We start from the raw sequence: 26,773 nt of genomic DNA, 5'->3' as shown, positions 1-26,773 counted from the left end.
GCGCCTGGAAAGTAATGGCCTTGTGAACTGGACCCCGCCGCTCGCTCAATCGGTTACTTCGACGCCGAGGCGGGCCAGCCGGTCGAGCACTCCACGCAGGGAGAGGCCGGTCTCATGGGCCATGTGCATGACTGATCGACGCGGGAATCTCATCTCGGCGAAGTCGGACTCGAACTCGAACCAGTGCGGCGTCGGGGTGCTCACGTGCAGCAGTTTCTCGTCGATCTCGTCTATCGACGAGGGAAGGTGCTGCGGGTCGGTGACGGCGAAGCCCAACGCGGACAACCTGGAGGCCACCTCAGCAGGCGTGAGTGTGGTACTTCTTGACTGGAGCATCAGGTGGCGTGTGCTCACCGGCCGTTCCAGTCCCAACCAGGCGAACATCCAGTGCCGGTAGAGCAAGGAAATCTCGCGCGGAACCACTTGAGCCAGCAACTGCGCGTCCCGCCGTTCCACCCTGCTGGGAAGGGCAGCCTTCTGGCTGTTCAGGCCCAGTTCGGAGAGCCTCTCGGCCACCTCGGCAGGTGGCGTTCCCAGCTTCGCCGCTGCCGCCAGCACATGGCCCAGCGGCACGGTGTTGTCTGATTGGGCCAATGCATGGTGATCACTGTCCAGCCACGGTCCCTCGCCGTCGAGGTCGACACTCAGCAGGATGAGATCTTCGAATCGCACGGTGAGCCGGGGGTGAGGTGTCGGCGTGTCGAAACCGAACCGGGCGAGGCGTTCCGCCACGAAAGACGGGCTCTTGGCGTGTTTCGCCGCGGTGATCACCACGTGCTGGAGGCTTACGGCCATACCTGTGGGCAACCAGCTCCGGCTGCTGTCGCCTCGCACGATCGAGCGCGTCATTCCAATGATGTTGAGATCGTCGGAGTTCACGTCGTCCGGCAGACGCTCAGCGGCCGGGCACTCGTAACCGAACCCGGCGAGTCGACGGGCGACGACGACAGGACGCTGATGTGTCTTGAGCGCGGCGGAGATCACGTGCCCCACGGTGACGGCCTGACGATGAAGTGGTCCGGACTTCACTCCGTCGATGTCCTGCTGCTCGCGCATGATCGTGCGATCAAACGACGTGAGGTCCTGCGGTAAGTCGTTCAACGCACTGACGTCGAGCCCCGCGGCCCGCAGCCTGGTGGCGATCCCGGCAGGTGACGCGTCCGACATCATCCATGCGGATAGAAAGACGTGGCGTCGCGGTACTGGATCTTCAACGTAGGTCCCCGTTCGTTGTGGGTGTTTGAGGAAGATCATGGGGTCCAGGACGTTGAAGTCAGGCGGCAAGGTGGCCGGATCCGGCGTGGTGTAGCCGAGTTCGGCGAGCCGGCGCGCCACTTCGGCTGGGGGGCGCCGGGACTTGGCGGCGGCGACCATGATGTGTGCTGCCGGCACCGCTCCTCCCTTGTGAAGCAGTCCACCGTGGTGGTCTGGCAACAGCGCGGCATCGTCGTGAGCGGGTATGCGAGTGACCCGGCTGGTGTCGTAGCCGAGTTCGGCGAGCCGTTCCACCACGTCGGCCGGGGACAGTCCGCTCGCGGTGGCCGCTCTGAGCACCTGAAGCGGCGAAACGGGCCGATGCTGGCTCAGCCAGCTGCTGCCCTTGTCGACGTGGTCGCGCAGCAGGTTCGGATCCGTCGGTCTGGGGGTGGCGGGGATCGAGACCAGTGCGGCGGTGTTCACGCCCAGCAACGCGAGCCGTGCCAGGACCTCCGCTGGCGTTCTGCGGGTGGCGATCGATGCTTGCAGGACAGACCCCAGTGACGCTTCGACGCCCTGCGAGTCGAGGAGGCTCTCGTCGGACGGGCGTGCGGGGATGATAGAGCCGGACAGTGTGCTGGATGGTTCTTCGACCTGCAACCACGCCTCCGACCGCCACTTGCTCACCTGCTGGTTCCATCTCGGGGCAGTGGCCTTCGGATCCACCATGGCGGCGTCGCTCGGGAAGCACCCCACGACCTCGATTGGCGCCTCGGTGTTTCCGATGCGCCAAGGCCGGTAGCGAGCGCCGACCGCGTAGTCGCAGATGTCATCCGCGAGCCTCGGCATCTTCTTGGCCAGCTCACCCAGCCACCAGTGGGACAGCGGGGAATCGGTCGCACTCACGAGGTCCGGGACGAAGGGCTTCAGGCGTTCCTCGAGGAGGATCGGGTCGAAGTCGATCATCTTCGTTCGATCCACGGTGAGTCGCGGCCGGTTGTGTCCGACGAGGTCCACCACGGCGCCGAACGTCAGGGTGCCCGCCCAGAGCCCGTCGGCCAGGACCGCGCCGGGGCAATCGCACCACCAGACGCGTGTGTCATCGGTGGACACGATCTTCTGGACGCTCCGGGAGGCGTTCTTCATGAACGGATCGTTCGAGCCGATCGGCGCGGCTGCGGACAACTGCCGGGGTTCCCACTCCTGGCTACCGCCGGAGTCGTGCGACGTCACGGCGAAATCGCTCAGCCAGAGGAGCCTCCGAAGCAGGTCCGTGCAACTCACCGGGGTAACGGCCGAGCGCAGGTGCAGGCGCACCACTGTGCCCGCGTCCTCGCCTGCGCCCACGTCGCGGACGCGGAACAACGCGTCCGGCCCTGCGATGTGGACCTCCAGTCGTCTGCCCGGCAGGCCGGAGCGTCCGAGCCGACAGGTCGTCACGGTGATCTCGTCGGCCAACATGAAGTAGCTCAGCACACCGATGCCGAACCGGCTGTTGGGGAACGACTCCACCCCTTGGACGGCCCAATCGGCCTGCTCCTCGACGTACTCGGGCAGGTCCGTGAACCGCACACCGGCTTGGGCGAACACGTCCACGAGTTCGCGCTCGCCCATCCCGATGCCGTTGTCCGCGCACTCTAGGAATGGCCGGCCCTTCTCGTCGACGCCCTGCCGGAAGTCGATTCGGCCCTGCCATGCTGGTGGTGCGGCGTTCGTCCTGATCAGATAGCTGGTCCGGGCTTCGCGGTAGCGGCAGGCGTCGAGAGCGTTCTGGTACAGCTCGCGGACGGCGAGTTCCGCGCTGCCGTAGAGCTGTTCGCCCATGAGCAGCGTTTGAATCTGGTCGTCCGCCAGGCGGAACCGGTGGCTGCTCGCCGATGTCGTCGGGGTGGTGCCGTCCGCCGAGGCGTGGACGGGCAGGTGTTTGAGCGGTGCGAGTGTCTCCGATTCTTCCGTGGCGAGGACGATCTCTGTCAGCACCGCGTCGACGGCCGCGGCGCGGTCGTGCAGGGCGAGGACGGTCGCGGGGTGTCGGCAGTCGGTTGTGAGTACGCGGGTGCGGTCGCCGTCCCACGTCACCGCCCGGATCGACGTGAGCACCGCGTCCGGTTGGACGCCGTCGTCGATGCCCAGGTGGTCGGCGACCACGCGGGGCAGCGCGGTGGGGTCGATTGCGGTGCGGTGGGCGACGACGAGCAGATAGCCGAGCAGTTGCTCACGCAAGCCCTGTTCGTCTTCCGTGCCGCCGGCGATGCGCACTGTCGGTTTCAACGTGCCTGGGCGGTCGACCCTGCGGAGGTACGCAGGGTCGAGCTGGACGACGCGCATCAGCTCCATGAGTCGTGAAGCCGTGAGCACTGCATCCAGCGGTGCGACGAGCGACTCGGGCAGCAACGGTGTGATGGTGCTCGGGTCGTAGCACTCCGGCTGGCGGACGAGCCAGCGGTGGAAAAGCCACCAGCCGATGCTCGCAGCGGCAGCCGTTCCAGCTTCGGCGGCACGCGTTCCCCTGCGGTGCAGAGCACCGTGCTCTTCGGCGAACGCGGTGAACCCCGGTAGGTCACCTCCCGGCTCGAACGCCGCAGTCGCGGGGTCCGCACCCTGCAGCACCGTGGCTGCTCGCTGCGCCCAGAACGCTTGGTGGAGATAGGGGAACACGACCAGCAGGGACGCCTCGGCATCGGAAAGCAGCAACGCGTCCACGGGCAGGACCTGGCTCGTCAGCCAGCGCAGCCGCTGGGTGAACCGTTCCGCGAACGACGCGTCGCGCCAGGGATCGGCAGCCAGGACGGTGTGGGAGTCGTGCTCGCGGGCCAGATGGGAGACCAGTGCAGCGCAGGCGTGGAGCATCGTGTTCGACGGTCCCAGGTGGGTGCACGCCGTCTTCGTCCATGGATGGGCCGCGCTGACCTCTGTGAGTGGCCGCAGGGGAGCGGTCACCTCGATCACCAGGCGCGGGTCGTTCTCCGTCATGCCGGAGATTTTCTTCCGTGGTCGGCGGCACGTGCCGGAGCGACGCAGCAAGTCACCCGTTCAGCCTTGTCCGGCCGATCAGAGGGTAGGAAGTGGGCAGCGACTGGGCGAGAGTGACCGCATGAGGATCATCGCGGCGGCTCTGGCCGCCTTCCTGGTGCTTCCCGGGGTCGCGTCCGCAGCCTCCGGCCGCGAGCTGGCCGGTTCCGGTCCGGCGGATTCCGGCGCCACCACCTCCTCCACGTCCGCCGACACCCACAGCGGCCCGTTCTGGGACCTGAAACCGACCGGCACGGACGCCCGCCTCCGCGGCCTGTCCGCCGTCAGCGCCCAGGTCGCGTGGGTCAGCGGCTCGAAGGGCACCGTCCTGCGCACCACGAACGGCGGCCGGACCTGGGAGTCCGTGGCTCCGCCCGGCACCGAGGCCCTCGACTTCCGCGACATCGAGGCCTTCGACGCGCGCAACGCCGTGGCGCTGTCGATCGGCGAGGGCGAGGCGTCGCGGATCTACCGCACGTCCGACGGCGGCCGGAGCTGGCAGGAGGAGTTCCGCAACACCGACCCGAAGGCGTTCTACGACTGCGTGGCGTTCTTCGACCGGTTCCGCGGTCTCGCGCTCAGCGACCCGGTCGACGGGAGGTTCCGGGTGCTCCGCACGTGGGACGGTGGTCGGTCGTGGCACGTCAACGACCCCAAGGGCATGCCGGAGGCACAAACGGGCGAGTTCGCGTTCGCGGCGTCCGGGCAGTGCGTGACGACCAGCGGCAACCACGCGTGGATCGCGACCGGCGGCGGCGCGAAGGCACGGGTGCTGGAGTCGCGGGACGGCGGTCGGTCGTGGAAGGCCTCCGAGGTGCCGTTGCCGTCCGGGGAGGCCGCCGGGGTGTTCGCGGTGGCGTTCAAGACGCCGTGGCGCGGGGTGGCGATCGGGGGCGACTACCTGAAGCCGACCGATCCGACGCCGGCGTTCGCGACCAACGACGGCCGTGGCTGGCAGGCCGCGTCGCAGGCGCCCGTCGGGTACCGGTCCGGCATCGCCTACCGCGGGGACGGGCTGGTCGCCGTCGGTCCGTCCGGGACGGACGTCCGCAAGGGCGAGAAGTGGGAGGTCGCGGACACCGGGAGCTTCGACACCGTGGACTGCGTGGGCCGCACCTGCTGGGCCGCGGGCGAGAAGGGCCGCGTCGGGCGCACCTGATGCGACTGCACCCCGGCGAGGCGGAACCGGCGGCGTGGCGGGTCGTGGACCTGGCCGACGTCGTGGCGCGACTGCGTGCGGAGGCGCCCGGGCCCACCGGGCGTCCCCTCGTCGTCGCGGTCGACGGGCGCGGTGGCGCCGGGAAGTCCACTCTCGCCGGACGGCTGCGGGCGCTCGTTCCGCGGTCCGCGGTCGTGCACACCGACGACATCGCCTGGCACCACGCGTACTTCGACTGGGGCGCGCTGATCGCCGAGCACGTCCTGGAGACCCTGCACCGCGGCGGGGAGGTGGCGTTCCGGCCGCCGGCGTGGGCCGAGCACGGCAGACCTGGCGAGATCCGGGTGCCCGCCGGCCTGGACGTCGTGTGGATCGAGGGCACCGGCATCCTCCGCGAGGAGCTCGCGCCGTGGCTCGACGCCTCGATCTGGGTGCAGGGCGACCTCGACGAGCAGCAGCGCCGCCTGTCCGCACGCGACGGTGACTCCGACGAGCAACGGCGGCACGTCGCCGCGTGGCTGGAGGAGGAAATCCCTTTCCTGCTCCGGGAACGGCCGTGGGCGCGGGCGACCGTCGTCGTGGCAGGTACGACGGGTGTCCGCCACGATCCGGAGCGTGAAATCGTCGTCGGGGTGTAACACCCGCGCACCCCGCAGCGAAATGGGACGTGTCGGCAGCGCTCCACAGGGGTAGCCGAAGGGTGTGTTCGAGGGTTTCTCGTTGCGTTGCAGGGACGTTGGCGAGGCCGTGTTACGGGTGAGGACCGGTGGTGCAGGGCCACCGGTCCTTCTCCTTCACGGCCACCCTCGGACCCACACCACATGGCACCGCGTCGCGCCGTTGCTCGCGACCGACCACACGGTCGTGTGCCCCGATCTCCGCGGCTACGGCGAATCCAGCAAACCCGGTGACTACTCGAAACGCGCGATGGCGCGTGATTTCGTCGAGCTCATGCGGCAGCTGGGCCACGAGGAGTTCGCCGTGGCCGGGCACGACCGCGGGGCCGCCGCGGCGATCCGGCTGGCGCTCGACCACCCCGATCGCGTCACGCACCTCGCCGTCCTCGACGGACTGCCGATCGGCGCCCACCTGAGCAGGGCCGACGCCCGCTTCGCGCAGAGCTGGTACCACTGGTTCTTCCTCGCGCGGCAGGACCTCGCCGCCGCGATGATCAACGAGAACCCCGACCTCTGGTACGGCGGCCGCTACCACGACACCCCGCTCGCGATGGGCGTCGAGAACTGGGCCGACTTCCAGCGGGCGATCCACGACCCCGGGACCGTGCACGCGATGTGCGGCGACTACCGCGCCGGCCTGGAGGTCGACCGCGTCCACGACGACGAGGACTTCGCCGCCGGACGCCGGATCACGTGCCCGGTGCTCGCGCTGTGGTCGGCCAAGGACGACCTGGGCGAACTGTACGGAGACCTCGGTGAGATCTGGGCCGAATGGGCCGATGACGTGCGGATTCGGTCCCTCGACTGCGGGCACCACATGGCCGAGGAGGTACCCGTCGAACTGGTCCGGGAGCTGCGGACCCTGTTCTGAACGGACCGTTGACGACAGGTGGTGATGAGGTTTCGGCGCGCGCACGCGTTAGGGTTTGTCCGTGGCCATCGCACGCGCCGAACGCCTCGTCAACCTGGTGTTGTGCCTGCTGTCGACCCGTCAGTACCTGACAGCGGAGCGCATCCGCGCCATCGTCCCCGGCTATCACGAAGCGCCGACGGACGAGGCGTTCTTCCGCATGTTCGAACGCGACAAGTCCGAGCTGCGGGACCTCGGCGTGCCGCTCGAGACCGGCCGGCAGTCGAACGCCGAGGGCGCGGAGGACGGGTACCGGATCGCGCGCCGCGACTACGAGCTCGGCGACATCGACCTCGAACCCGACGAGGCCGCCGCGGTGGCGCTCGCCGCCCGGCTGTGGGACTCGCCGCAGCTCACGGGCGCGGTGCACGGCGCGCTGATCAAGCTGCGGGCCGCCGGGGTCGACGTCGACCAGGACACGCCCGCGGCCGTCGAGCCGAAGGTGCGGGCCAACGAACCCGCGTTCCCGCCGCTGCTGCAGGCCGTGCAGGCCGGTCAGGTCGTCTCGTTCGACTACCGCAAGCCGCCGCCCGGCGGCCAGAAGGAACGCACGGTCGAGCCGTGGGGCGTGGTCGCCTGGCGCGGCAAGTGGTACCTCGTCGGCTGGGACCGCGAACGCAACGACACGCGCTGCTTCCGGCTCTCTCGCGTCGTGGGCGCCGTACGGACCGTTGGCAAGCCCGGCGCGTTCACCGTCCCCGAGGGCACGGACCTGATGAGCCTCATCGCACGCACGCAGGCCGATCCGCACCACACGGCACCGGCCAGGATCTGGGTGGCGAAGGACCGGGCCCAGGGGGTGCGGCGGCACGCGAAGGTCGTCGAGGAACGCGACGGCGGCGACGTCGTCGAGATCGACCTGAAGTTCCCCGACTCGGCGGCCAAGTGGCTCGCCGGGTTCGGGCCCGACATCGTGGTGCTGGAACCCGAGGTCCTGGCCAAGTCGGTCCGCGACCGCCTGCAGGGCGCACTGGAAGGAGCGCGGTGACCGCGTCGAACGAACGGCTGCCGCGCCTGCTCGCACTCGTGCCGTACCTGCTCAACCGGCCCGCCATCACCGTCAAGGAGGCCGCGGCCGACTTCGGCATCACGCCGAAGCAGCTGCGCAAGGACCTCGAGCTGCTGTGGATGTGCGGCCTGCCCGGCTACGGGCCGGGTGACCTGATCGACCTGTCGTTCGAGGGCGAGACGATCACGGTCTCGTTCGACGCGGGCCTCGACCGGCCGCTGCGCCTCACCGCGGCCGAGGCGGCGTCGCTGCTGGTCGCGCTGCGGGCACTGGCCGACACACCCGGTGTCGTGGACACGGACGCCGTGCAGCGCGCGCTCGCCAAGATCGAGGCCGCGGTCGGCAAGGCCCAGCCCGCGGGCATGGTCGTCGGGCTCGGCGCGTTCGAACGCGGGGAGACCGCCGAGGTCCGGGCCGCCGTGCAGGACGCCGTGAAGCGCGAACGGGCCGTGCGCATCCGCTACTACTCGCAGTCGCACGACGCGATGAGCGATCGAGTGGTCGACCCGATGCGCCTGCTGCTCGTCGAGGGGCGCGGCTACCTCGAAGGATGGTGCCGGTCGGCCCTCGGCGTGCGGTTGTTCCGGCTCGACCGGATCGACGACGTGCAGGTGCTGGACGAGCCGTCGGCGCCTCCGCCGCACGCCCAGCCGACCGATACGTCGGAGGGCTTGTTCCACCCGAGGGACGACCAGAAGATCGCGGTCCTCCTGCTCGAACCGGACGCGCACTGGGTCGCCGAGTACTACCCGGTCGACCACGCCGCGGAGCTCTCGGACGGCCGCACGCGTGTCCTCATGCGCTACGACGACCCGTCGTGGATGGTCCGCCTGCTCCTCGGGCTGGGCGGCGACGTGCACGTAGAGCAGCCGGCGGAGCTCGCGGACGAGGTGGTCCGCCAAGCCCGCGAGGCGTTGCGGCGGGCAGATCACCTGCTGTCCACCTAAGACGTATAACGTGTGGGTGTGCCGTCCACACCGACCCTGGCGCTGATCGCGCTCGGCCTCGTCGCGCTCGTCGTGATCGCGGTCCGAGTCCTCCGATCCTTGCGTCGATTCGCCTCTGCCCGCACCCTGGTGGGGGACAGGTTCGGAGACGGCGTGGGCCTGCTCAAGGCGCGATCCGCGGCGCTGAAGGTGGCCTTCGCCGGACGACGGTCGAAGGAACAGGCCCGGACCAGGGCGAACCCCGCGTACGATCGTCGTCGCGGGGGAGACAGGAGGACCACCAATGCCTAACCTCGGACCCACCGAGCTGATCATCATCGCCGTGGTGATCATCCTGCTGTTCGGTGCGAAGAAGCTTCCCGACATGGCCCGCTCGCTGGGCAAGTCGGCCAAGATCTTCAAGGCTGAGACGAAGGGCCTCCGCGACTCCGACCCGGACGACGCGCCGGTCCAGCAGCAGCCCGTGCAGCAGCCGGTCCAGCAGCTGCCCCCGGCCCAGCCGCAGGCACAGCCGCAGCAGCCCCAGGTCGCTCCTCCGATCGAGCAGACCACGCAGAACAAGGCCACCGGCAACTGACCTCCCGGTCTCACTGACTCGTAAGGACGGTCGACGCGGTGGCAAGTCCGTTCCGGTGGTTCGCTGAACGCCGGGAACGCGGCAGGCGCCGTCGGGGCAACGCCGACGGCACGATGTCGCTCAAAGAGCACCTGTACGAGCTGAGGTACCGGCTCGGTCTCGCGATGCTGGTCATCGCCGTGGGTGCGATCTTCGGCTTCATCTGGTTCCAGGTGCGGCTCGGCCCGATCCCGTCGCTGGGCGACATCCTGACGGGGCCGTACTGCCAGCCCGACCTCGCGCCGTACCGGGCCGACATCACCAAGGACGGCCGCTGCGCGCTGCTGCAGACCGAGCCGTTCGAGATCTTCCTGGTGCAGCTGCAGGTCGGCACGGCGGCCGGCGCGGTGCTGCTCAGCCCGCTCTGGCTGTACCAGATCTGGGCGTTCATCACGCCCGGCCTCTACCAGAAGGAACGCAAGTTCGCGCGCGTCTTCGTGGGCGCCGGCGCGCTGCTGTTCGTGGCGGGCGCGGTGCTCGCGTACCTGGTGGTGCCCGAGGGCCTGAAGGTGCTGCTCGGCTTCGGCAGCGGCAACTGGACCACGGCGCTCACGGGTAGCAAGTACATCAACTTCGTCATCACGATGTTGTTCATCTTCGGCGTGAGCTTCCTGATCCCGCTGGTCGTCGTGATGCTCAACCGCGCGGGCGTGCTGTCCTACGAGCGGCTGGCCAAGTGGCGGCGCGGCCTCACGATGGGCCTGTTCGTGTTCGCCGCGGTCGCGACGCCGGGCACCGACCCGATCTCGATGGTCGTGCTGGCCCTCGCGCTGGTGCTGCTGTTCGAGATGGCGATCCAGATCTCCCGCGTGCACGACAAGCGCAAGGCCAAGCTCCGGTCCGCCGAGGGCTGGGACCAGCTCGACGACAACGAGGCGGCGCCGTTCCACTACGTCGCCTCCGACGCCGAGGGCAACGACCCCGGTGAGAAGGCCGTCGCTTCCGAGCCCGCGAAGCGCGTGAACTACGACGACGCCACGTGACGCGGGCAGCGCTGCTGGTCGTTCCCGCGTCGGGCAAGGGGCGGGCGGCCCGCATGGCCGGGTCGACCGCCGCCGCGCTGCGGCCGCACGTGTCGTCGTTGACGCAGCTGGTCGCCCACGACGCCGAGGGCACGCTGGCGATGGCCCGCGAGGCCGTCGCGTCCGGTGTCGACCTGCTGGTCGTGCTCGGCGGTGACGGAGCCGCCCACCTGGGCATCCAGGCGGTCGCGGGCACACCGACGGCGCTCGGCATCGTCCCCGCGGGCACCGGCAACGACCTGGCGGCGGCGATCGGCTCGCGGTCGGTCGAGGACGTCGTGCACGGCACCCGCAAGACCCTCGACCTCGGCCGGCTGTCGACGGGGCAGTGGTTCGCGACGGTGCTGTGCGCCGGGTTCGACTCCGCGGTGAACGAGCGGGCGAACGTGATGCGCTGGCCCGCCGGGCCGCGCCGCTACGACCTCGCGATCGTGGCCGAACTCGCGTCGCTCAAGTCGGCGCCGCTGGTCGTGACGACGGAGACTGAGAAGTTCTCGCTGGACGCCACGCTGGTGGCGATCGGCAACACGCCGAACTACGGCGGCGGCATCCCGGTGTGCCCCGAGGCGGACGCCCACGACGGGCTGTTCGACGTGACGGTCGTGGAACGCGCCAGCCGCACGATGCTGATGCGGATGCTGCCCACGTTGCGCACGGGCACGCACACCGACCATCCGGCCGTGCGGACGTTCCGCGCGCGCGAGGTCACCCTGGCCGGTGGTAACGGTTGGATCGCTTACGCCGACGGTGAACGGCAGGAGGCCCTGCCCGTGACGGTTCGGACGGTTCCGGACGCCCTCACGGTCGTGGGTCGCTAAATTGTAGGGCTGTTCGGTTCGTTTTCGGTTCTTCGGTAGGGATTCATGGAGACGCTGGAGTTTCAGTCCGAGGCGCGTCAGCTGCTGCAGCTGATGATCCACTCGATCTACTCGAACAAGGACACGTTCCTGCGCGAGCTGGTCTCGAACGCCTCCGACGCGCTCGACAAGCTGCGGCTGGAGTCGTTCCGCGACAAGGACATGAAGGTCGACGTGGACGACCTGCACGTCGTGATCGAATCCGACCCCGCCGAGCGCACGCTCACGGTGCGGGACAACGGCATCGGCATGACCCGCGAGGACGTCGTGCGCCTCATCGGCACCATCGCGAAGTCCGGCACCGCGGAGTTCCTGAAGCAGCTCAAGGAACAGCAGTCGTCGAGCTCGGACCTGATCGGCCAGTTCGGCATCGGCTTCTACTCGTCGTTCATGGTGGCGGACAAGGTCACCCTCGTGACGAAGTACCCGCACGCCGAGAAGGGCGTGCGCTGGGAGTCCACGGGCGAGGCCACGTACACGATCGACGACGTGGACGACGCGCCCCAGGGCACCTCGGTCACGTTGCACCTCAAGCCGTCCGACGACGAGGACCGGCTGCCGGACTACACCGAGCCGGCGAAGATCAAGGAGATCGTCAAGCGCTACTCGGACTTCATCACCTGGCCGGTGCGCCTGGGCGGCGAGGAGATCAACTCCCGCAAGGCCCTGTGGGCGCGCCCCGCCTCCGAGGTGACGGAGGAGGAGTACGCCGAGTTCTACCGGCACATCAGCCACGACTGGAACGCGCCGCTCGAGACCATCCGCATGCAGGCGGAGGGCACGTTCGAATACCAGGCCCTGCTGTTCCTGCCCGCGCAGGCGCCGATGGACCTGTTCATGCGCGACGGCAAGCGCGGCGTGCAGCTCTACGTGAAGCGCGTCTTCATCATGGACGACTGCGCCGAGCTCATGCCCGAGTACCTGCGTTTCGTGAAGGGCGTCGTCGACGCGGCGGACCTGTCGCTGAACGTCTCGCGCGAGATCCTGCAGCAGGACCGCCACATCCAGCTGATGCGCCGCCGTCTGGTGAAGAAGGTCCTCTCCTCCATCAAGTCGCTGCAGTCCTCGCGCCCCGACGACTACGCGAAGCTGTGGGGCGAGGTCGGCGCGGCGCTGAAGGAGGGCCTGCTGTCCGACGCGGACAACCGCGACGCGATCCTGGAGGTCTGCTCCTTCGCCTCGACGCACTCGGAGGAGTCGCTCACGACCCTCGCCGAGTACGTCTCGCGCATGAAGGAGGGCCAGGAGCACATCTACTTCATGACCGGCGACTCGCGCGTCGCCGTCGAGAAGTCGCCGCACCTGGAGGCGTTGCGCGCCAAGGGCTTCGAGGTCCTCGTGCTCACCGACACGATCGACGAGATGTGGGTCGACTCCGTTCCCGCGTTCGACGGCAAGACGTTCCAGTCCGTCGCCAAGGGCCAGGTCGACCTCGAGACCGACGAAGAGAAGTCGGCCAACGAGGCCAAGGCCGCGGAGTTCTCCGACCTGCTCACGTGGATGAAGGAGCAGCTGGAGGACACCGTCAAGGAGGTCCGCCTCTCGTCGCGCCTGACGACCTCGCCGGCGTGCGTCGTCGGTGACTCCTACGACATCACTCCGACCCTGGAGAAGATGTACAAGGCCATGGGCCAGGAGCTGCCGAAGATCAAGCGGATCCTGGAGCTCAACCCGTCGCACCCGCTGGTCGAGGGCCTGCACCAGGCGTTCGCGGCGGGCGAACGGGAGTCGCTCGCCGACGCGGCGGAGCTCGTCCACGGGCTGGCGCTGCTGGCGGAGGGCGGCGAGCTGGCGGACCCGTCGCGGTTCGTGAAGCTGGTCGCGGACCGGGTGCAGCGCACGTTCTGACGCAGGTGGGGCGCGGTGGGTGCGGGATCGGACGCACCCGCCGCGCCCCCCAAGCTCTTGCGCCACTCTTCCCCTCGGCAACGCCCTGATCAGGCCTTTTGCTTGACAGCCGACTCAATAGCTTCAGTGCAACCTGAAGTTAATCAATGTCGGCGGCGATTGTCGGTGTGATGTGAAAGCCTGGAGGGGTGTCAAGTGCTTCGCGGTCCCCGGCCGAGGCCTACGCCCACTCCCGGCGCAACGCCCAGCGGCCCAAGCTGACCGACTTCCTGTCCGTGATCTCGTTCGAGCTGGACCCGTTCCAGCGCCAGGCCTGCGAGGCCCTGGAGGACGGTCACGGAGTGCTCGTCTGCGCCCCCACCGGTGCCGGCAAGACGGTGGTGGGCGAGTTCGCCGTGCACCTCGCGCTGACCGAGGGCCGCAAGTGCTTCTACACGACGCCGATCAAGGCGTTGAGCAACCAGAAGTTCGCCGACCTCACCGCGCGGTACGGGGCGGAGAACATCGGCCTCCTGACCGGCGACACGAGCGTGAACGGCGGTGCGCCGGTCGTGGTCATGACGACCGAGGTGCTGCGGAACATGCTGTACTCGGGTTCGTCCACTCTGGACGGACTGGCGTACGTGGTGATGGACGAGGTGCACTACCTCGCCGACCGGTTCCGCGGGCCCGTGTGGGAGGAGGTCATCCTGCACCTGCCCGAGCACGTGCAGGTCGTCGGCCTGTCCGCGACGGTCAGCAACGCCGAGGAGTTCGGCGAGTGGCTGGTCGCGGTCCGCGGCGACACGACCGTGGTCGTCGACGAGCACCGGCCCGTGCCGCTGTGGCAGCACATGCTGGTGGGCAACCAGATGCTCGACCTGTTCGAGGGCGACGAGACGCACGCGCGGATCAACTCGCAGGTGCTGCGCAAGACCGAGGAGCTGGCGCGCTACCACGTGCCGTTCAGCCGGGGGCGCAACCGCAACGCGAACAACGCGAGGGCCGGGCGCAACAGCGGGTTCAAGCCGCCGTCGCGCACCGACATGATCCAGCGGCTCGACAACGCGTCGCTGCTGCCCGCGATCGTGTTCGTGTTCAGCCGTGCCGGGTGTGACGCGGCGGTCGCGCAGACGGCGCGGGCCGGGCTGCGGCTCAACTCGCCGGAGGAGACCGAGGAGGTCCGCCGGATCATCGACGAGAAGACCCGCGACCTGCCCGAGTCGGACCTCGGCGTGCTGGGCTTCTGGGAGTGGCGGGAGGCGCTGGAGCGGGGCATCGCGTCGCACCACGCCGGGCTGCTGCCCGCGTTCAAGGAGACGGTCGAGGAGCTGTTCGTCCGCGGGCTGGTCAAGGTCGTGTTCGCGACCGAGACGCTCGCGCTCGGCATCAACATGCCCGCGCGCACGGTCGTGCTCGAGAAGCTCGTGAAGTACAACGGCGAGGCGCACGTCGACCTCACGCCGGGTGAGTACACGCAGCTCACGGGCCGCGCCGGGCGTCGTGGTATCGACGTCGAGGGGCACGCGGTCGTCGTCTGGCAGCCCGGGATCGACCCGAAGGCGGTCGGCGGGCTCGCGTCCACGCGCACGTACCCGCTGCGCTCGTCGTTCCGGCCCGGCTACAACATGGCCGTGAACCTCGTGTCCCAGCTCGGGGCCGAGTCCGCGCGCGAGATCCTGGAGCAGTCGTTCGCGCAGTTCCAGGCGGACCGCTCGGTGGTCGGCCTCGCGCGCCGCATCGAGCGCAACAAGGAGGCGCTCGAGGGCTACTCCGAGTCGATGACGTGCCACCTGGGCGACTTCACCGAGTACGCCTCGCTGCGGCGGCGCATCGGCGACCGGGAGAAGCAGCTCGCGAAGCAGAACACGAACTCGCGCCGCATCGAGACGGCCAAGTCGCTCGAACGGCTGCGCAAGGGTGACGTGATCGCGGTGCCGTCCGGGCGCCGCAGCGGTCTCGCCGTCGTCGTCGACCCCGGTCTCGAGCCGATGGGGGAGGCCAAGCCGCTGGTCGTCACGGAGGACCGCTGGTCGGGCCGTCTCACCTCGGCCGACTTCCCGTCGCCGGTCGAGGTGCTCGGGCACATCCGGCTGCCCAAGCAGGTCGACGTGCGCTCGCCCCGCTCGCGGCGCGACCTCGCGTCCACGATCCGCAACACGGGCATCAGCCTGCCGTCGCGGGGCCGCAGGCAGACCACCGCGGCCGACGACCCGGAGCTCGCGACGCTGCGCCGCGCCCTGCGCTCGCACCCGTGCCACGGCTGCGACCAGCGCGAGGACCACGCCCGCTGGGGAGAGCGCTACCACCGGCTGCTGGCCGAGAACCAGCAGCTGGAGCGCAAGGTTGCGGCGACGACGCACTCGCTGGCGCGCCAGTTCGACCGCATCCGCGCGCTGCTGCGCGAGCGCGGCTACCTGAGCGAGTCCGAGGAGGTCACCGCCGACGGCAAGCGCCTGACCAGGCTCTACAGCGAGTCGGACCTGCTCGCCGCCGAGTGCATCCGGGGCGGCGTCTGGAAGGGCCTCAAGCCGGAGGAACTGGCCGCCGTCGTCTCGTCGCTCGTCTACGAGGCCCGGCGCGACGGTCCCGTCGAGGCCCGCCTGCCGCAGGGCCCGGTGGCCGACGCGATGCTCAAGACCGTGCGGCTGTGGGCGGAGATCGAGGACGACGAGCGCCGCCACAAGCTGGAGCGCATCACCCGCCAGCCGGATCCGGGCTTCGCCTGGCCGGTGTACCGGTGGGCGCGCGGCGAGTCGCTCGAGAAGGTCCTGAGCGCCGCCGAGGCCGGGGGCAACGAACTCGGCGCGGGCGACTTCGTGCGCTGGTGCCGGCAGGTGATCGACCTTTTGGACCAGATCCGTGAGGTGGTCGGCCGACAGGACGCCGTCGGTTCGGCCGCGGCCAAGGCCGTCGACGCGCTGCGGCGCGGAGTTGTGGCGATGATGTGACATGGGCCTGACGAAGGTTTTGCGAGTCGGAGTAAAGACTGACGTCAACGGTGTGATTGGATTTCGCCGCAACGTCGTACACACGGAGGTCGACAGATGAGCAGCCCGTACGGACCGTCCGGAGGGAACGATCCGCAGCAGCCCTGGGGCCAGCAGCCGCAACCGCCGCAGCAGCCCTATGGAGGCGGTTTCCCTCCCGGCACGCCGTCCGGCGGCTTCCCGGCCCAGCAGCCGGGGCAGAACCCGTACGGCCCGCCGCAGCCCCAGCCGGGCCAGCAGCAGCCGTACCCGGGTTTCGACCCCTCGCAGCAGCAGACGCAGCAGTACGGCGTGCCCGGCCAGCAGCCGCAGTCGAACCCGTACGGCACTCCTGCCCAGGACCCGTACGGCCAGCAGACCCAGCAGTACGGCATGCCGGGCCAGCAGCCCAACCCGTACGGGCAGCAGCCGGGCTACGGCCCGCCGATGCCGCCGAAGAAGAAGTCCAGCGCGGCCATCTGGGTGGCCGCGGTGGTCGTCGTCCTGCTCGTCGGCGGCGTGCTGTTCACCGGGTTCGTGTCGCCGGCGTTCTTCAAGAAGAAGATCTTCGACAACACGGCCGTCCAGAACGGCGTCGTCCAGATCCTGAAGGACGAGTACAAGATCTCCGACGTCGGCGCCGCGACCTGCTCCGGTGAGAACGAGGTCAAGCCCAACACCTCGTTCGAGTGCAAGGTGCAGGTCGGCGGCAAGGACAAGAAGGTCAAGATCGTCGTCAAGACCGAGGACGGCGAGTACGAGGTCGGCCAGCCGACCGGCTGATCCACGTTTTCGCGATAACCTCCCTCAAGTTGACCTTGGGGGAGGTTTCGTGTCTTCGCAGTACTTCGTCGTCCGCGCCGAGGAATCGCAGCGCTGCCCGGTCGCGGTGGTGCGGGTGTCGCCGGACGGCACCGAGGAGGCGTTCACCCGCTCACTGGCGTGGGGTCCGTCCGACCTGCTGGCGCGGCACGGCGGTGAGCCGACCGTTTTCGAGATCTCGGCCGACGACGTCGAGCAGCTGGTCGTGGACCTGGTCGTGGACGTGCGAGCCGAACGGTACGAGGTGCCGTACGGCCAAGGGACGAACATCTACGCGTGGTTCGCGCACCGCTCCGACGTCTTCGACCTGGACAAGGCGTGCGTGCTGGTCCGCGACTTCGGCAACGGTACGAGGGAGAGGTTCCTCCCGACGGGGACCTGGTCAGCCGTCTGGTCGGATGCCAACGTCCCCGAGAGCGACTACTTCAAGAGGTCGCTGTGGGGAAACCCGCGATCCCCTGTGCGCGTACCGATCAGCGCCGCCGAGTCGGATCGGCTCGTGGCCCAGGGGCTCGCTTGGCCGCCGACGTCGTTCGTCGTGCCGGGTGACGAACGACGTCTGAGGCGTATGGCGCGAGAACACGTCGACGGTGGGCTGGAGGTCTTCACCGACGACCTGTGCTGGGAGCCGTTCGAATGGGACGGGGAACGGGAGTACGCCGGCCGGTACTCGATGATCGCGTACCTGGAGACCGTGGAGCGCGGGCGTCCGGTCACGTCCGGCGGCGACCACGACTACTCGGTGCTCTTCGAGGACTTCGAGCAGGCGGACGACCTGCTGCTCGCCAGGAACCTGGTGCGGCTCCCGGACGGGGATCCGGAACGCGCGCAGGAGTGGCAGCCGTTCGAAGGATGGCGTGACAACTTCCGGGTGCGCGACAGGAACGACGAGCGCACCTGGTTCGACGCGGAGCTGCGGATCACCAAGGCCCAGGCCGACGAGTACGTCCGGCTGCGCACGGAGTGGAGCACGCTGAGAGTGCGGGTCTGGGGACGGCTCGGAAACTGACGTGCGTTCGGCCGCGCCCTGAGCGACGATCGCGGGCGTGACGGACATCCGAGTTCTCGCCGACGACGCGCAGTACCGCGCCCACAACACGCTGTTCCGCCGGGCGATGCACTGGGGCCCGCCCACCGACGAGAAGTGGGAGATCGGCAGGCGCACCTACGAGCCGGGCCGGGTGATCGCCGCGTTCGACGGCGACACCATGGTCGGCACGACCCAGACGTTCGCGAGCTCGATGGTGGTGCCGGGCGGAGCCGTGGTGCCGCACGCGGCCGTGTCACGGGTAGGCGTGCGTGCGGACTACACGCGCCGTGGCGTCCTGAGCGGATTAATGCGCGAGCAACTCTCCACTGTGCCTGACCCGGTGGCGACGCTCCGCGCGTCGGAGGGACGCATCTACGGCCGTTTCGGCTACGGCCTCGCCGGGCGCGTGCGGTTCCTGCGGATCGACGCGCGCAAGGCCGTCATACCGGGTTCGCCGGTCGGCAGGGTGCGGATGGTCGACCCCGACACGTCCGACAAGCTCGTGCCCGAGCTGCACCAGGCGTTCGGTCTCGACCGACCGGGACAGATCTCGCGCTGGCCCGGCTGGTGGGCGATCCACCAGGACCGCAAGGGAGAGGCCGAGAACCTCGTCACCGTCGTCCACAGTGGACCGGACGGCGACGACGGCTACGTCAGCTACAAGGTGAGCGAGGACGACGACTTCAAGCACCACATGCAGGTCGAGGACTTCGCGTGGGCCAACACCGATGCGTGGCGCGACCTCTGGATCTACCTGACCCGCCTCGACCTGGTCGACACGATCACCGTCGACGCCGCGCTCGACGACCCGATCAACTGGCTCTTCGAGGACCCGCGCGTCGTGTTCACGAAGGACGTCTTCGACCAGATCTGGCTGCGCCTGGTGGACGTGCCGCGCATGCTCGCCGCCCGCGCGTACGGCGCCGCGGCGCCCGTGGTGATCGAGGTGCACGACAAGTTGTTGCCCGCCAACGACGGCCGCTACCGGGTGTCGTCCGACGGCGTCGAACGCGTGGACGCGCCCGCCGACATCACGATCCCCGTGGACCTGCTGGGCGCGGTGTACCTGGGCGACACGAAGTTCTCCGATCTCGCCGCCGCGCGCCGGATCGAGGGGGCGCGGTTCGACGAGGCGGACGCGTTGTTCGCAAGCCCTGTCGCGCCGCTCTGCTCGACGTTCTTCTAGCAGGAGGGCAGGCCTGGGCCCTCCAGGCCTGCCCTGAGTTCAGAGCGCGTACCTGAGGGTGGCGTCGCCGTACCCGGCCGCGGTGGGCCAGTGCGCGATCCAGGTGGAGTACCCGGTGGCGGCGTCGAGGACGTGCGCTTCGGTGCGGCCCGATCCGGTGGGCCCGGTGCCGACGATGACGAGGTCGGCTCGCCCGTCGCCGTTGACGTCGCCGAGCACGTGGCGGTCGTTGTCACCGCCGCTGTACCCGGCTGCGGTGGGCCAGTGCGCGATCCAGGTGGAGTACCCGGTGGCGGCGTCGAGGACGTGGGCCTCGGTGCGGCCCGATCCGGTGGGCCCGGTGCCGACGATGACGAGGTCGGCTCGCCCGTCGCCGTTGACGTCACCGACGAGGTGACGATCCGTCGGCGCGCCGCTGTACCCGGCTGCGGTCGCCCAGTTGGCAAGCCACGTCGAGTAGCCGGTGGCCGCGTCGAGGACGTGGGCCTCAGTGCGGCCGGAGCCCGTCGGCCCGGTACCGATGAGCACCAGGTCCGCCCGGCCGTCGCCGTTGACGTCACCCAGGCCGTACCTGGTCGAGGAGTTGCCGTAGCCGGCCGCGGTCGCCCAGTGTGCGAGCCAGGTCGAGTAGCCGGTCGCGCCGTCCAGGACGTGCGCCTCCATGCGACCGGAGCCGGTGGGGCCGGTGCCGACGATGACCAGGTCTGACCTCCCATCGCCGTTGACGTCGCCGACGAGGTGCTTGTCGCTGGCCGCGCTGGTGTACCCGGCGGCGGTCGCCCAGTGCGAGTACCACGTGGAGTAGCCGGTGGCCGCGTCGAGGACGTGGGCTTCGGTGCGGCCGGAACCGGTCGGTCCGGTCGCCACGAGGACCAGGTCGGCGCGGCCGTCGCCACTCACGTCCGCGCCCGGCAGGTCCGCGATGTGCAGGAACGCCTCTGGCCAGCCGTTGGACCTCGTGAGCGCACGGGTGCCGAACACGCCGGTGTTGCTGCGGTTGTACTCGTGCACGACCACGGTGTTCCCGCCGTCGCGCACCTCGGCGACCATGGCGACGTGCCCGTACCCGCCGCCGTGGCTCGCACCCCACCAGGCGACAGCGCCACGCCTCGGCGTGTCGTTGACGGGCTTGCCCCGGTTGATCGCGCCCTGCCGCCAGTCCCTGGCGTGGCCGCTGTTGTTCGCCTGGATGCTGTTCCAGTTGAACCGGATGTCGCTCGTGGAACCGCCGAGCTGCCGGTTCAGCGTCCATGCCGCGTAGTCCGTGCAGTTGCGATAGTTGAAGCGCAGCGGTGACAACTGGTTCATGTTGGCGCTCGGCCACGGGTAGTCGTTGCCCAGCGCCGATGCGGGAATGGACACGAGCAACGAGGCCAACAGGGTGAGGAGGCTTGCGATGCTGAAGAGTCGTCTTCGTCGTCGATTCATGTGCGTCTATCGGAGGTAGAAGTTCAATCGTAACAACGGTTATGCTCATCGGTCGGGAATGGTCCCTTGTGGACAAAAAGTGGAAGTCCTCCCGGGTGGTGGACTTGCTCATGTCGGGTGGACCGTGCGCTCACGGTGTCGACTGAGAGTTTTCTTCCGTGCAAGTGTGTTGGGCGGTTCGTGTGATCGTGAGCTGTGGCGTTAACCGACGGGAGTGTCCGCACGACAGAAGGCTGTTGCTCTCGGGAACAGGAGTCGGTCGTGCGCATTGCTCGTGTACTGCGAAGACGGTTCGTTCTGCTGGCGGTGCTCGCTATGGCACTGGCCGGTCTCGCCGTTCCCCCGGCGAACGCGGTCTCGACCACGCTGTGCACCGGGTATCAGGGGTGCGCGAGCATCGGTCGCGGTGATGGCGGGTACGCGGCGAACAGCGGAACGCGTTACTGGGGCATGGATCCTGGCCACAACTGCACCAACTACGCGGCGTACCGCCTCATCAACAACGGAGCGGACGCGAGTTACCTGCGTGGTCATGGGGACGCGTACCAGTGGGGGCACCGCGCTCGCCAGTACGGCGTCGCCGTCAACGGCACTCCTGCGGTCGGGTCCATCGCGTGGTGGGACCGCAACTCGAACGGTTCCGGCGCCTACGGGCACGTCGCCTGCGTCGAGGAGGTCGGACCGGGCTACGTGATCATCTCCGAGGACAACTACGGCGGGAACTTCCACTGGAAGAAGCTGACCCCCGGCGGCTACTACCCGACCGGGTTCATCCACTTCAAGGACGTCGTCGCCCCGCCGCTCGCGCTGAATCCCCCAGGGATGATCACCGCTCTGGCTCACGGCTCGCGGGTGAACCTGTCCTGGAGCGCGGCGGCCGGCGCGAGTGACTACCAGGTGTACCGCGACGGTGCGCTGCTGGCGACGGTCGGCGGAACCGGCCACCTCGACGCCCAGGTGTCGCCGGGCCAGTCGTACAACTACGCCGTCGTGGCCCGGAACTCCGCGGGCACGTCCCCACCGTCGACCAAGCGGGTCAGCACGAACCAGAACGCCGCGGACCGGGCGTATCTGTCCTCAAAGGATGGTCCGGCGCAGTGCGGGCGTGCGGGCGCCCAGCACCACCAGGCCCTCGTCTGCACGATGCGCACTGCGACTGGGTGGTCCTCGGCATCGACAGGCGCCGGCGACTGGGGTTACCTGGCGGACCGCACCTGGCTGTCGAACGCGGACGGCAGCGTCTCCTACTGCCGTCGCGTCGGTGACGGCGGACGGGTGATGTGCGACCGGTTCGACGGCTTCACCTGGTCGAGCACCACCTCACCGCAGATCGACGCCGGCTATCCGGAGAACCGCGGCGTGCTCGCCACGAAGGACGGCCCGGCGCTCTGCGGGCGTGCCGGTGGCGACACCTACCAGGCCTTGGTGTGCACGGTGCTCACGTCGTCCGGCTGGAGGTCGGTGACGTCCGGTGGCGGGGACTGGGGCTATGCAGCGGACAGGTCGTGGCTGGTGAACCTCGACGGCACCGTCTCGTACTGCGGCCGGGTCGGTGACGGTGGCCGCGTGCGGTGCGACAGGTTCGACGGCACGGCGTGGTCCAGTTCGACCTCACCTCAGACCGACGTGGGCTACCCCGACAACCGGACCTACCTCGCGACCAAGGACGGCCCGGCCCTGTGCGGACGGGCCGGCGACCCGAACCACCAGGCGCTCGTGTGCACGGTCTCGACGCCGAACGGGTGGGTGTCCGTCACGTCCGGCCGTGGCGACTGGGGCTACGGGGACCGCGCGTGGCTGACGAACACCGACGGCACGGTGTCGTACTGCCGCCGGGTCGGTGACGGCGGGCGGGTGATGTGCGACCGGTTCGACGGCGCGACGTGGACGAGCTCCACCTCACCGCAGGTCGACACCGCCTATCCCGACAACCGCGCGTACCTCTCGACCAAGGACGGTCCCGCGCTGTGCGGTCGTGCCGGCGCCGAGAGCTACCAGTCGCTGGTCTGCACGGTGCTGACGCCGAACGGCTGGCGGTCCGTGGGAACCGGGCACGGCGACTGGGGCTATGCCTCGGACCGTGCCTGGCTCACGAACAAGGACGGCACGGTGTCCTACTGCCGCCGGGTCGGCGCGGGCAGCAACGTCCTGTGCGACAGGTTCGACGGCACCACCTGGACGTCGGTCGTGTCGCCCGCGGTCGACGCGGGATATCCGGACACGTTCGCCTGACGATGGCGGCGCGCCTGGAACGTCAGGCGCGCCGCTCCATCGCGTTCACCAGGCGCGGCACCGAGCTGCCGAGACCCCAGCGCTGCGTGAGCTCGCGCAGCCGCTCGGGGTCGGCCGGCACCCGCGGCACCTCGTCGGACCGGTCGAGCACGACGGGCGCGTCCAGCGCGGTGCGGACGACCACCGGTGCCACCGCCAGGTACTCCTCGGCCGCGATGAGCGCGTTGCGGGCCTTGGTGGTGAGCTTGCGGTCCATCGGGTCCGTCACGGCCTTCAGGACGGCGTCCAGGGAGCCGAACTCGGTGATGAGCTTCGCGGCGGTCTTCTCGCCGATGCCCGCCACGCCCGGCAGGCCGTCGGAGGGGTCGCCGCGCAGCACGGACATGTCGGCGTACGCCGAACCCGCGTTCTCGACGGGCAGCGCGTACTTGGCCGCCAGTTCCTCGGGGCCGAGGACCTCCGCCTTGTTCCAGCCGCGGCCCACGTAGACGACGTGCACGGGCGTGGGCTCGTGGCGCACGACCTGGAACATGTCGCGGTCGCCCGTGACCACCTCGACGGGCGACCTGGTCTCGCGGTGCGCCAGGGCGCCGATCACGTCGTCGGCCTCGTGGCCCGCGGCCTCGCCGGTGCAGATGCCGGCGGCGTCGAGCACGTCGAGGATGATCGGGATCTGCGGCGTCAGCGTGTCCGGGACCTCCTCGGAGCCGTCGGCCGCGTCCTCGGCGACCCGGTGCGCCTTGTAGGACGGCAGCGCCTTCACGCGGAACTCGGGGCGCCAGTCGGCGTCGAGGCAGGCCACCAGGCGGGCCGCGCCGCGTTCGGTGATGACGCGGGCGATCGTGTCGACGAACCCGCGCACGGCGTTGACCGGCGTGCCGTCGGGCGCGGTCATCGAGTCCGGCAGCGCGTAGTACGACCGGAAGTAGAGGCTCGCGGAGTCGAGCAGCACCAGGGGAGAGCTCACGAACGGACAAGCTACTAGGGCGTGGGCCGCCCGTGCCCGCCAGGCGCGCCGGGGGTGGTGAACGCGCCCGGCGGGCGGAGCGGGCAACGCACTAGGCTTCGACCATGGCAACGATCACCGGGCCCATCGACGTGTCCGCGCTGCGTGCGCGACTCGACCGCGCTTCCGCCGCCGCCGAGCAGGCGGGCGTCGACGCCCTCCTCATCTCGCCCGGCTCGGATCTGCGGTACCTGATCGGTGCCGGTGGCGACTCGTTCGAGCGCCTCACCTGCCTCGCGCTGCCCGTTGGCGGCACGCCGACGCTGGTCGTGCCGAAGCTGGAGCAGCCGGGTTACGCGGCCATCCCGACCGACGAGCTGGGCGTCGAGGTCGTCACGTGGGTCGACGGCGAGGACCCGTACGCGCTGGTCAAGGCCGCGCTCAAGGGCAACCGCACGGCTGTGGCCGACATGATGCCCGCCCTGCACACCATCAAGCTCGGCCACGCGATCGGCGGCGAGCAGTCGCTGGCCGGGCCGATCATCCGCGAGCTGCGCATGCGCAAGGACGCCGCCGAGATCGACGCCCTGCGCAAGGCCGGCCAGGCCATCGACCGCGTGCACGCGCGCATGGGCGAGTTCCTGCGCGTCGGCCGCACCGAGCGCGAGGTGGCGCGCGACATCGCCGCCGCGATCGTCGAGGAGGGCCACACCGTCGCCGACTTCGTGATCGTCGGCTCCGGCCCGAACGGCGCGTCCCCGCACCACCGCGACTCCGACCGCGTGGTGCAGGCGGGCGAGGTCGTCGTCATCGACATCGGCGGCCCGGTCGCCGAGGGCTACAACTCCGACTCGACCCGCACCTACGTGATGGGCGAGCCCACTTACGACGACGTCCGGGAGACCTACGCGGTCCTCCAGGCGGCGCAGAAGGCGGCCGTCGAGGCCGTCAAGCCGGGCGTGACCTGTGAGGAGATCGACAACGTCGCCCGCACCGTGATCGCGGACGCGGGCTTCGGCGAGTTCTTCGTCCACCGCACCGGCCACGGCATCGGTCTGGACGTGCACGAGGAGCCCTACATCGTCAGCGGCAACTCCCTGCCGCTCGAGGCGGGCATGGCCTTCAGCGTGGAGCCCGGCATCTACCTGCCCGGCCGCTGGGGCGCGCGCATCGAGGACATCGTGGTCGCCACCCCGGACGGCGTCGAGTCCTTCAACAACCGACCTCACGACCTGGTGGTGCTTTGACCCTCGAGCAGATCGACAGAGCGATACTGAAGGAACTCGCCTCGGACGGCCGGTGCAGCTTCACCGACCTGGCCGAGCGCGTGGGCCTGTCCGTCTCGGCCGTGCACCAACGCGTGAAGCGCCTCGAACAGCGCGGCATCGTGAAGGGCTACGCGGCCCGCCTGGACGGCGCGGAGATCGGCCTGCCGATGTCCGCGTTCATCTCGCTGTTCCCGATCAACCCGTCCGAGCCGGACGACTACCCGAAGCGCCTCGAGCACCTCCCGGAGATCGAGGCCTGCTACTCGGTGGCGGGTGACGCCTCGTACGTCCTGCGCGTGCGCGTCAGCTCGCCCGTGGCGCTGGAGGAGCTCCTCCAGAAGATCCGGGAGTCCGCGAACGTGTCGACCCGCACGACCGTGGTGCTCTCGACGCCGTATGAGGACCGCCCGCCCGCGGTCTGACAGTCGCGCTACAACGGGCGAGCTGTGACGGGCGAGGGGCACACCTCGCCCGTGTCAGCGAACCTGTCCGTCGGCCAGGACCAGCACCCGGTCGGCCACCTCGTGCACGGCGTCGTGGTGGGTGGCGATCAGCACCGCGGCCCCTTCGTCGGCGACCCGCCGCAGCAACCCGACCGCGGCCACCGCGCTGACGGCGTCCAGGTGCGCGGTCGGCTCGTCGGCGAGCAACGCGGCGGGCCCGGCCACCACGGCGCGGGCCAGCGCGGCCCGCTGCTGCTGCCCGAACGACACCTCGCCCGGATACCGGTCGCCCAGTCCGGCGATGCCCAGCTCCGCCAGCAGCTCCGAGACGCCGGCGACCTCGCGCCCGGCCAGCCGCAACGGCAGGGCCACGTTCTCCTCCAGCGTCAGCTCGGACGCGAGGCCCAGCGATTGCGGCAGAACGGCACACGCCGACCACGAGGCCCGCCCCGGCAGCACCGACCCGCTGTCCGGGAGGTCGAAGCCGCACAACAGCGACAGCAGCGCGGTCTTGCCGGACCCGGACGGCCCGCTCAGCGTCACCAGCTCACCGGCGGCGACGGCGAGGTCCACCCCGCGCAGCACGGAGACCCCGCCGAACGCCCGGTGCACCCCGTCCGCGCGGATCACGACGCGGCCAGCGGGATGCACAGGTCCGCGAGCGACACCAGCCGCGGGTCGTGCGACGCCACGACGGCCGGCACCGGCAGCGATCCCAGCGTCTCCAGCACGAGGTCGGCCGAACGCACGTCGAGCTGCGAGGTCGGTTCGTCCGCCACGACGACGGAAGCGCCACGCGCCAACGCGCACCCGAACGCCAGCCGCTGTTGCTGCCCGCCGGAGAGCGCGCCGATCCGCCAGGTCGCGGACCCGCCGAGCCCGAGCCGGTCCAGCAGTGAGAAGTCGCCGGCGCCGGCCGCCCGGAGGTTCTCGCCGACGGTCAGGTGCGCGATCAGGTTGTCGGCCGGGTTCTGGAACACCACGGCGATCTCCCTGCGCCGCAACGTGCGCAGCTCCGACCACGACAGCGACGACGTCGGCACGTCGCGGACGAACACCTCGCCGGCGGACGGCCGTTCGACCAGCGAGAGCACCCGCAGCAGCGTCGACTTGCCCGAGCCGGACGGCCCGGACAGGACGGTGAGGCCGGGGGCGATCGACAGCGACACGTCCGTGACGGCGCGCACGGAACCGTAGGACACCCCGACGCCACAAG

22 protein-coding genes are annotated in these 26,773 nt (G+C 69.8%); 17 read left to right on the top strand and 5 right to left on the bottom strand.

Features of this window, described 5'->3' with window-relative positions; translation table 11 throughout:
* Positions 1–45 precede the first annotated feature (45 nt).
* On the bottom strand, positions 46–4,170 hold the full coding sequence (locus BMY74_RS08145) for a wHTH domain-containing protein (RefSeq protein WP_089911999.1): 4,125 nt from the start codon (positions 4,168–4,170) through the stop codon (positions 46–48).
* A 121-nt stretch (positions 4,171–4,291) separates the two neighbouring features.
* Between BMY74_RS08145 and BMY74_RS08140 the strand changes: the two genes are divergently transcribed.
* The 14 genes from BMY74_RS08140 (at position 4,292) to BMY74_RS08075 (ending at position 19,240) form a co-directional block, all read left to right on the top strand.
* Positions 4,292–5,368: a WD40/YVTN/BNR-like repeat-containing protein gene (locus BMY74_RS08140; protein ID WP_089911996.1), complete on the top strand. Its 1,077-nt coding sequence runs from the start codon at positions 4,292–4,294 to the stop codon at positions 5,366–5,368.
* Complete coding sequence (locus tag BMY74_RS08135; RefSeq protein ID WP_089911993.1) at positions 5,368–6,006, top strand: uridine kinase family protein; 639 nt, start codon at positions 5,368–5,370, stop codon at positions 6,004–6,006. The genes BMY74_RS08140 and BMY74_RS08135 overlap by 1 nt, the downstream gene beginning before the upstream one ends.
* Positions 6,007–6,070: 64 nt before the next feature.
* Positions 6,071–6,916 (top strand): alpha/beta fold hydrolase, encoded by an 846-nt coding sequence (locus BMY74_RS08130; RefSeq protein WP_089911989.1) that lies wholly within the window; start codon positions 6,071–6,073, stop codon positions 6,914–6,916.
* Between the two features lie 61 nt (positions 6,917–6,977).
* Entirely contained in the window at positions 6,978–7,943 is a 966-nt protein-coding gene (locus tag BMY74_RS08125; RefSeq protein ID WP_089911987.1) for a helix-turn-helix transcriptional regulator, read from the top strand.
* Entirely contained in the window at positions 7,940–8,911 is a 972-nt protein-coding gene (locus BMY74_RS08120; protein ID WP_089911982.1) for a helix-turn-helix transcriptional regulator, read from the top strand. The genes BMY74_RS08125 and BMY74_RS08120 overlap by 4 nt, the downstream gene beginning before the upstream one ends.
* An 18-nt stretch (positions 8,912–8,929) precedes the next feature.
* The gene (locus BMY74_RS08115; protein WP_177229630.1) at positions 8,930–9,202 is read left to right on the top strand and encodes a bacteriophage holin; all 273 of its coding nucleotides are present in this window, start codon (positions 8,930–8,932) and stop codon (positions 9,200–9,202) included.
* Positions 9,195–9,488: a Sec-independent protein translocase subunit TatA gene (gene tatA / locus BMY74_RS08110; RefSeq protein WP_089911979.1), complete on the top strand. Its 294-nt coding sequence runs from the start codon at positions 9,195–9,197 to the stop codon at positions 9,486–9,488. Before BMY74_RS08115 ends, tatA begins: the two co-directional genes overlap by 8 nt.
* A 113-nt stretch (positions 9,489–9,601) precedes the next feature.
* Entirely contained in the window at positions 9,602–10,510 is a 909-nt protein-coding gene (gene tatC / locus BMY74_RS08105; RefSeq protein WP_089912665.1) for a twin-arginine translocase subunit TatC, read from the top strand.
* The gene (locus BMY74_RS08100) at positions 10,507–11,367 is read left to right on the top strand and encodes a diacylglycerol kinase family protein (RefSeq protein WP_089911977.1); all 861 of its coding nucleotides are present in this window, start codon (positions 10,507–10,509) and stop codon (positions 11,365–11,367) included. The genes tatC and BMY74_RS08100 overlap by 4 nt, the downstream gene beginning before the upstream one ends.
* A gap of 45 nt (positions 11,368–11,412) precedes the next feature.
* The gene (gene htpG, locus BMY74_RS08095) at positions 11,413–13,254 is read left to right on the top strand and encodes a molecular chaperone HtpG (protein WP_089911973.1); all 1,842 of its coding nucleotides are present in this window, start codon (positions 11,413–11,415) and stop codon (positions 13,252–13,254) included.
* Between the two features lie 188 nt (positions 13,255–13,442).
* Positions 13,443–16,184, top strand: a complete 2,742-nt coding sequence (locus BMY74_RS08090; RefSeq protein WP_089911968.1) for a DEAD/DEAH box helicase — start codon at positions 13,443–13,445, stop codon at positions 16,182–16,184.
* Between the two features lie 96 nt (positions 16,185–16,280).
* Positions 16,281–16,985: a DUF4333 domain-containing protein gene (locus BMY74_RS08085; RefSeq protein WP_089911964.1), complete on the top strand. Its 705-nt coding sequence runs from the start codon at positions 16,281–16,283 to the stop codon at positions 16,983–16,985.
* Positions 16,986–17,034: 49 nt separating this feature from the next.
* Positions 17,035–18,033, top strand: coding sequence for a hypothetical protein (locus BMY74_RS08080; protein WP_089911961.1), 999 nt, complete (start codon positions 17,035–17,037; stop codon positions 18,031–18,033).
* Positions 18,034–18,070: 37 nt separating this feature from the next.
* On the top strand, positions 18,071–19,240 hold the full coding sequence (locus BMY74_RS08075; protein WP_177229629.1) for a GNAT family N-acetyltransferase: 1,170 nt from the start codon (positions 18,071–18,073) through the stop codon (positions 19,238–19,240).
* 39 nt (positions 19,241–19,279) lie between these two features.
* Here BMY74_RS08075 and BMY74_RS08070 read toward each other — a convergent pair whose 3' ends face one another.
* Positions 19,280–20,602 (bottom strand): FG-GAP-like repeat-containing protein, encoded by a 1,323-nt coding sequence (locus BMY74_RS08070; RefSeq protein ID WP_177229628.1) that lies wholly within the window; start codon positions 20,600–20,602, stop codon positions 19,280–19,282.
* Between the two features lie 381 nt (positions 20,603–20,983).
* Here BMY74_RS08070 and BMY74_RS08065 point away from each other — a divergent pair, with 381 nt between their 5' ends.
* Positions 20,984–22,900, top strand: a complete 1,917-nt coding sequence (locus BMY74_RS08065) for a CHAP domain-containing protein (RefSeq protein WP_089911952.1) — start codon at positions 20,984–20,986, stop codon at positions 22,898–22,900.
* Between the two features lie 22 nt (positions 22,901–22,922).
* Here BMY74_RS08065 and BMY74_RS08060 read toward each other — a convergent pair whose 3' ends face one another.
* The gene (locus BMY74_RS08060; protein WP_089911949.1) at positions 22,923–23,867 is read right to left on the bottom strand and encodes a 5'-3' exonuclease; all 945 of its coding nucleotides are present in this window, start codon (positions 23,865–23,867) and stop codon (positions 22,923–22,925) included.
* 104 nt (positions 23,868–23,971) lie between these two features.
* Here BMY74_RS08060 and BMY74_RS08055 point away from each other — a divergent pair, with 104 nt between their 5' ends.
* On the top strand, positions 23,972–25,093 hold the full coding sequence (locus BMY74_RS08055; RefSeq protein ID WP_089911945.1) for a M24 family metallopeptidase: 1,122 nt from the start codon (positions 23,972–23,974) through the stop codon (positions 25,091–25,093).
* Positions 25,090–25,536, top strand: coding sequence for an Lrp/AsnC family transcriptional regulator (locus BMY74_RS08050; protein WP_089911942.1), 447 nt, complete (start codon positions 25,090–25,092; stop codon positions 25,534–25,536). Before BMY74_RS08055 ends, BMY74_RS08050 begins: the two co-directional genes overlap by 4 nt.
* A 54-nt stretch (positions 25,537–25,590) precedes the next feature.
* Here the strand turns inward: BMY74_RS08050 and BMY74_RS08045 are convergent, their stop codons facing one another.
* Together BMY74_RS08045 and BMY74_RS08040 are read right to left on the bottom strand one after the other, a co-directional pair.
* A complete protein-coding gene (locus tag BMY74_RS08045) occupies positions 25,591–26,208 on the bottom strand; it encodes an ATP-binding cassette domain-containing protein (RefSeq protein ID WP_245785973.1) in 618 nt (205 codons plus the stop codon).
* Complete coding sequence (locus BMY74_RS08040; protein WP_245785972.1) at positions 26,184–26,759, bottom strand: ABC transporter ATP-binding protein; 576 nt, start codon at positions 26,757–26,759, stop codon at positions 26,184–26,186. The genes BMY74_RS08045 and BMY74_RS08040 overlap by 25 nt, the downstream gene beginning before the upstream one ends.
* Positions 26,760–26,773: the final 14 nt, after the last annotated feature.

The organism is Lentzea albida, assembly GCF_900111005.1.
Lineage (GTDB): Bacteria > Actinomycetota > Actinomycetes > Mycobacteriales > Pseudonocardiaceae > Lentzea > Lentzea albida.
This window is presented reverse-complemented; position numbering and strand designations above follow the sequence as displayed.

What these genes read in the sequence shown, in the direction of transcription:
- BMY74_RS08145 (WP_089911999.1), bottom strand. Translation starts at nt 4,170, where the DNA reads ATGACGGAGAACGACCCGCGCCTGGTGATCGAGGTGACCGCTCCCCTG.
- BMY74_RS08140 (WP_089911996.1), top strand. Translation starts at nt 4,292, where the DNA reads ATGAGGATCATCGCGGCGGCTCTGGCCGCCTTCCTGGTGCTTCCCGGG.
- BMY74_RS08135 (WP_089911993.1), top strand. Translation starts at nt 5,368, where the DNA reads ATGCGACTGCACCCCGGCGAGGCGGAACCGGCGGCGTGGCGGGTCGTG.
- tatA (WP_089911979.1), top strand. Translation starts at nt 9,195, where the DNA reads ATGCCTAACCTCGGACCCACCGAGCTGATCATCATCGCCGTGGTGATC.
- tatC (WP_089912665.1), top strand. Translation starts at nt 9,602, where the DNA reads ATGTCGCTCAAAGAGCACCTGTACGAGCTGAGGTACCGGCTCGGTCTC.
- htpG (WP_089911973.1), top strand. Translation starts at nt 11,413, where the DNA reads ATGGAGACGCTGGAGTTTCAGTCCGAGGCGCGTCAGCTGCTGCAGCTG.
- BMY74_RS08085 (WP_089911964.1), top strand. Translation starts at nt 16,281, where the DNA reads ATGAGCAGCCCGTACGGACCGTCCGGAGGGAACGATCCGCAGCAGCCC.
- BMY74_RS08065 (WP_089911952.1), top strand. Translation starts at nt 20,984, where the DNA reads ATGGCACTGGCCGGTCTCGCCGTTCCCCCGGCGAACGCGGTCTCGACC.
- BMY74_RS08055 (WP_089911945.1), top strand. Translation starts at nt 23,972, where the DNA reads ATGGCAACGATCACCGGGCCCATCGACGTGTCCGCGCTGCGTGCGCGA.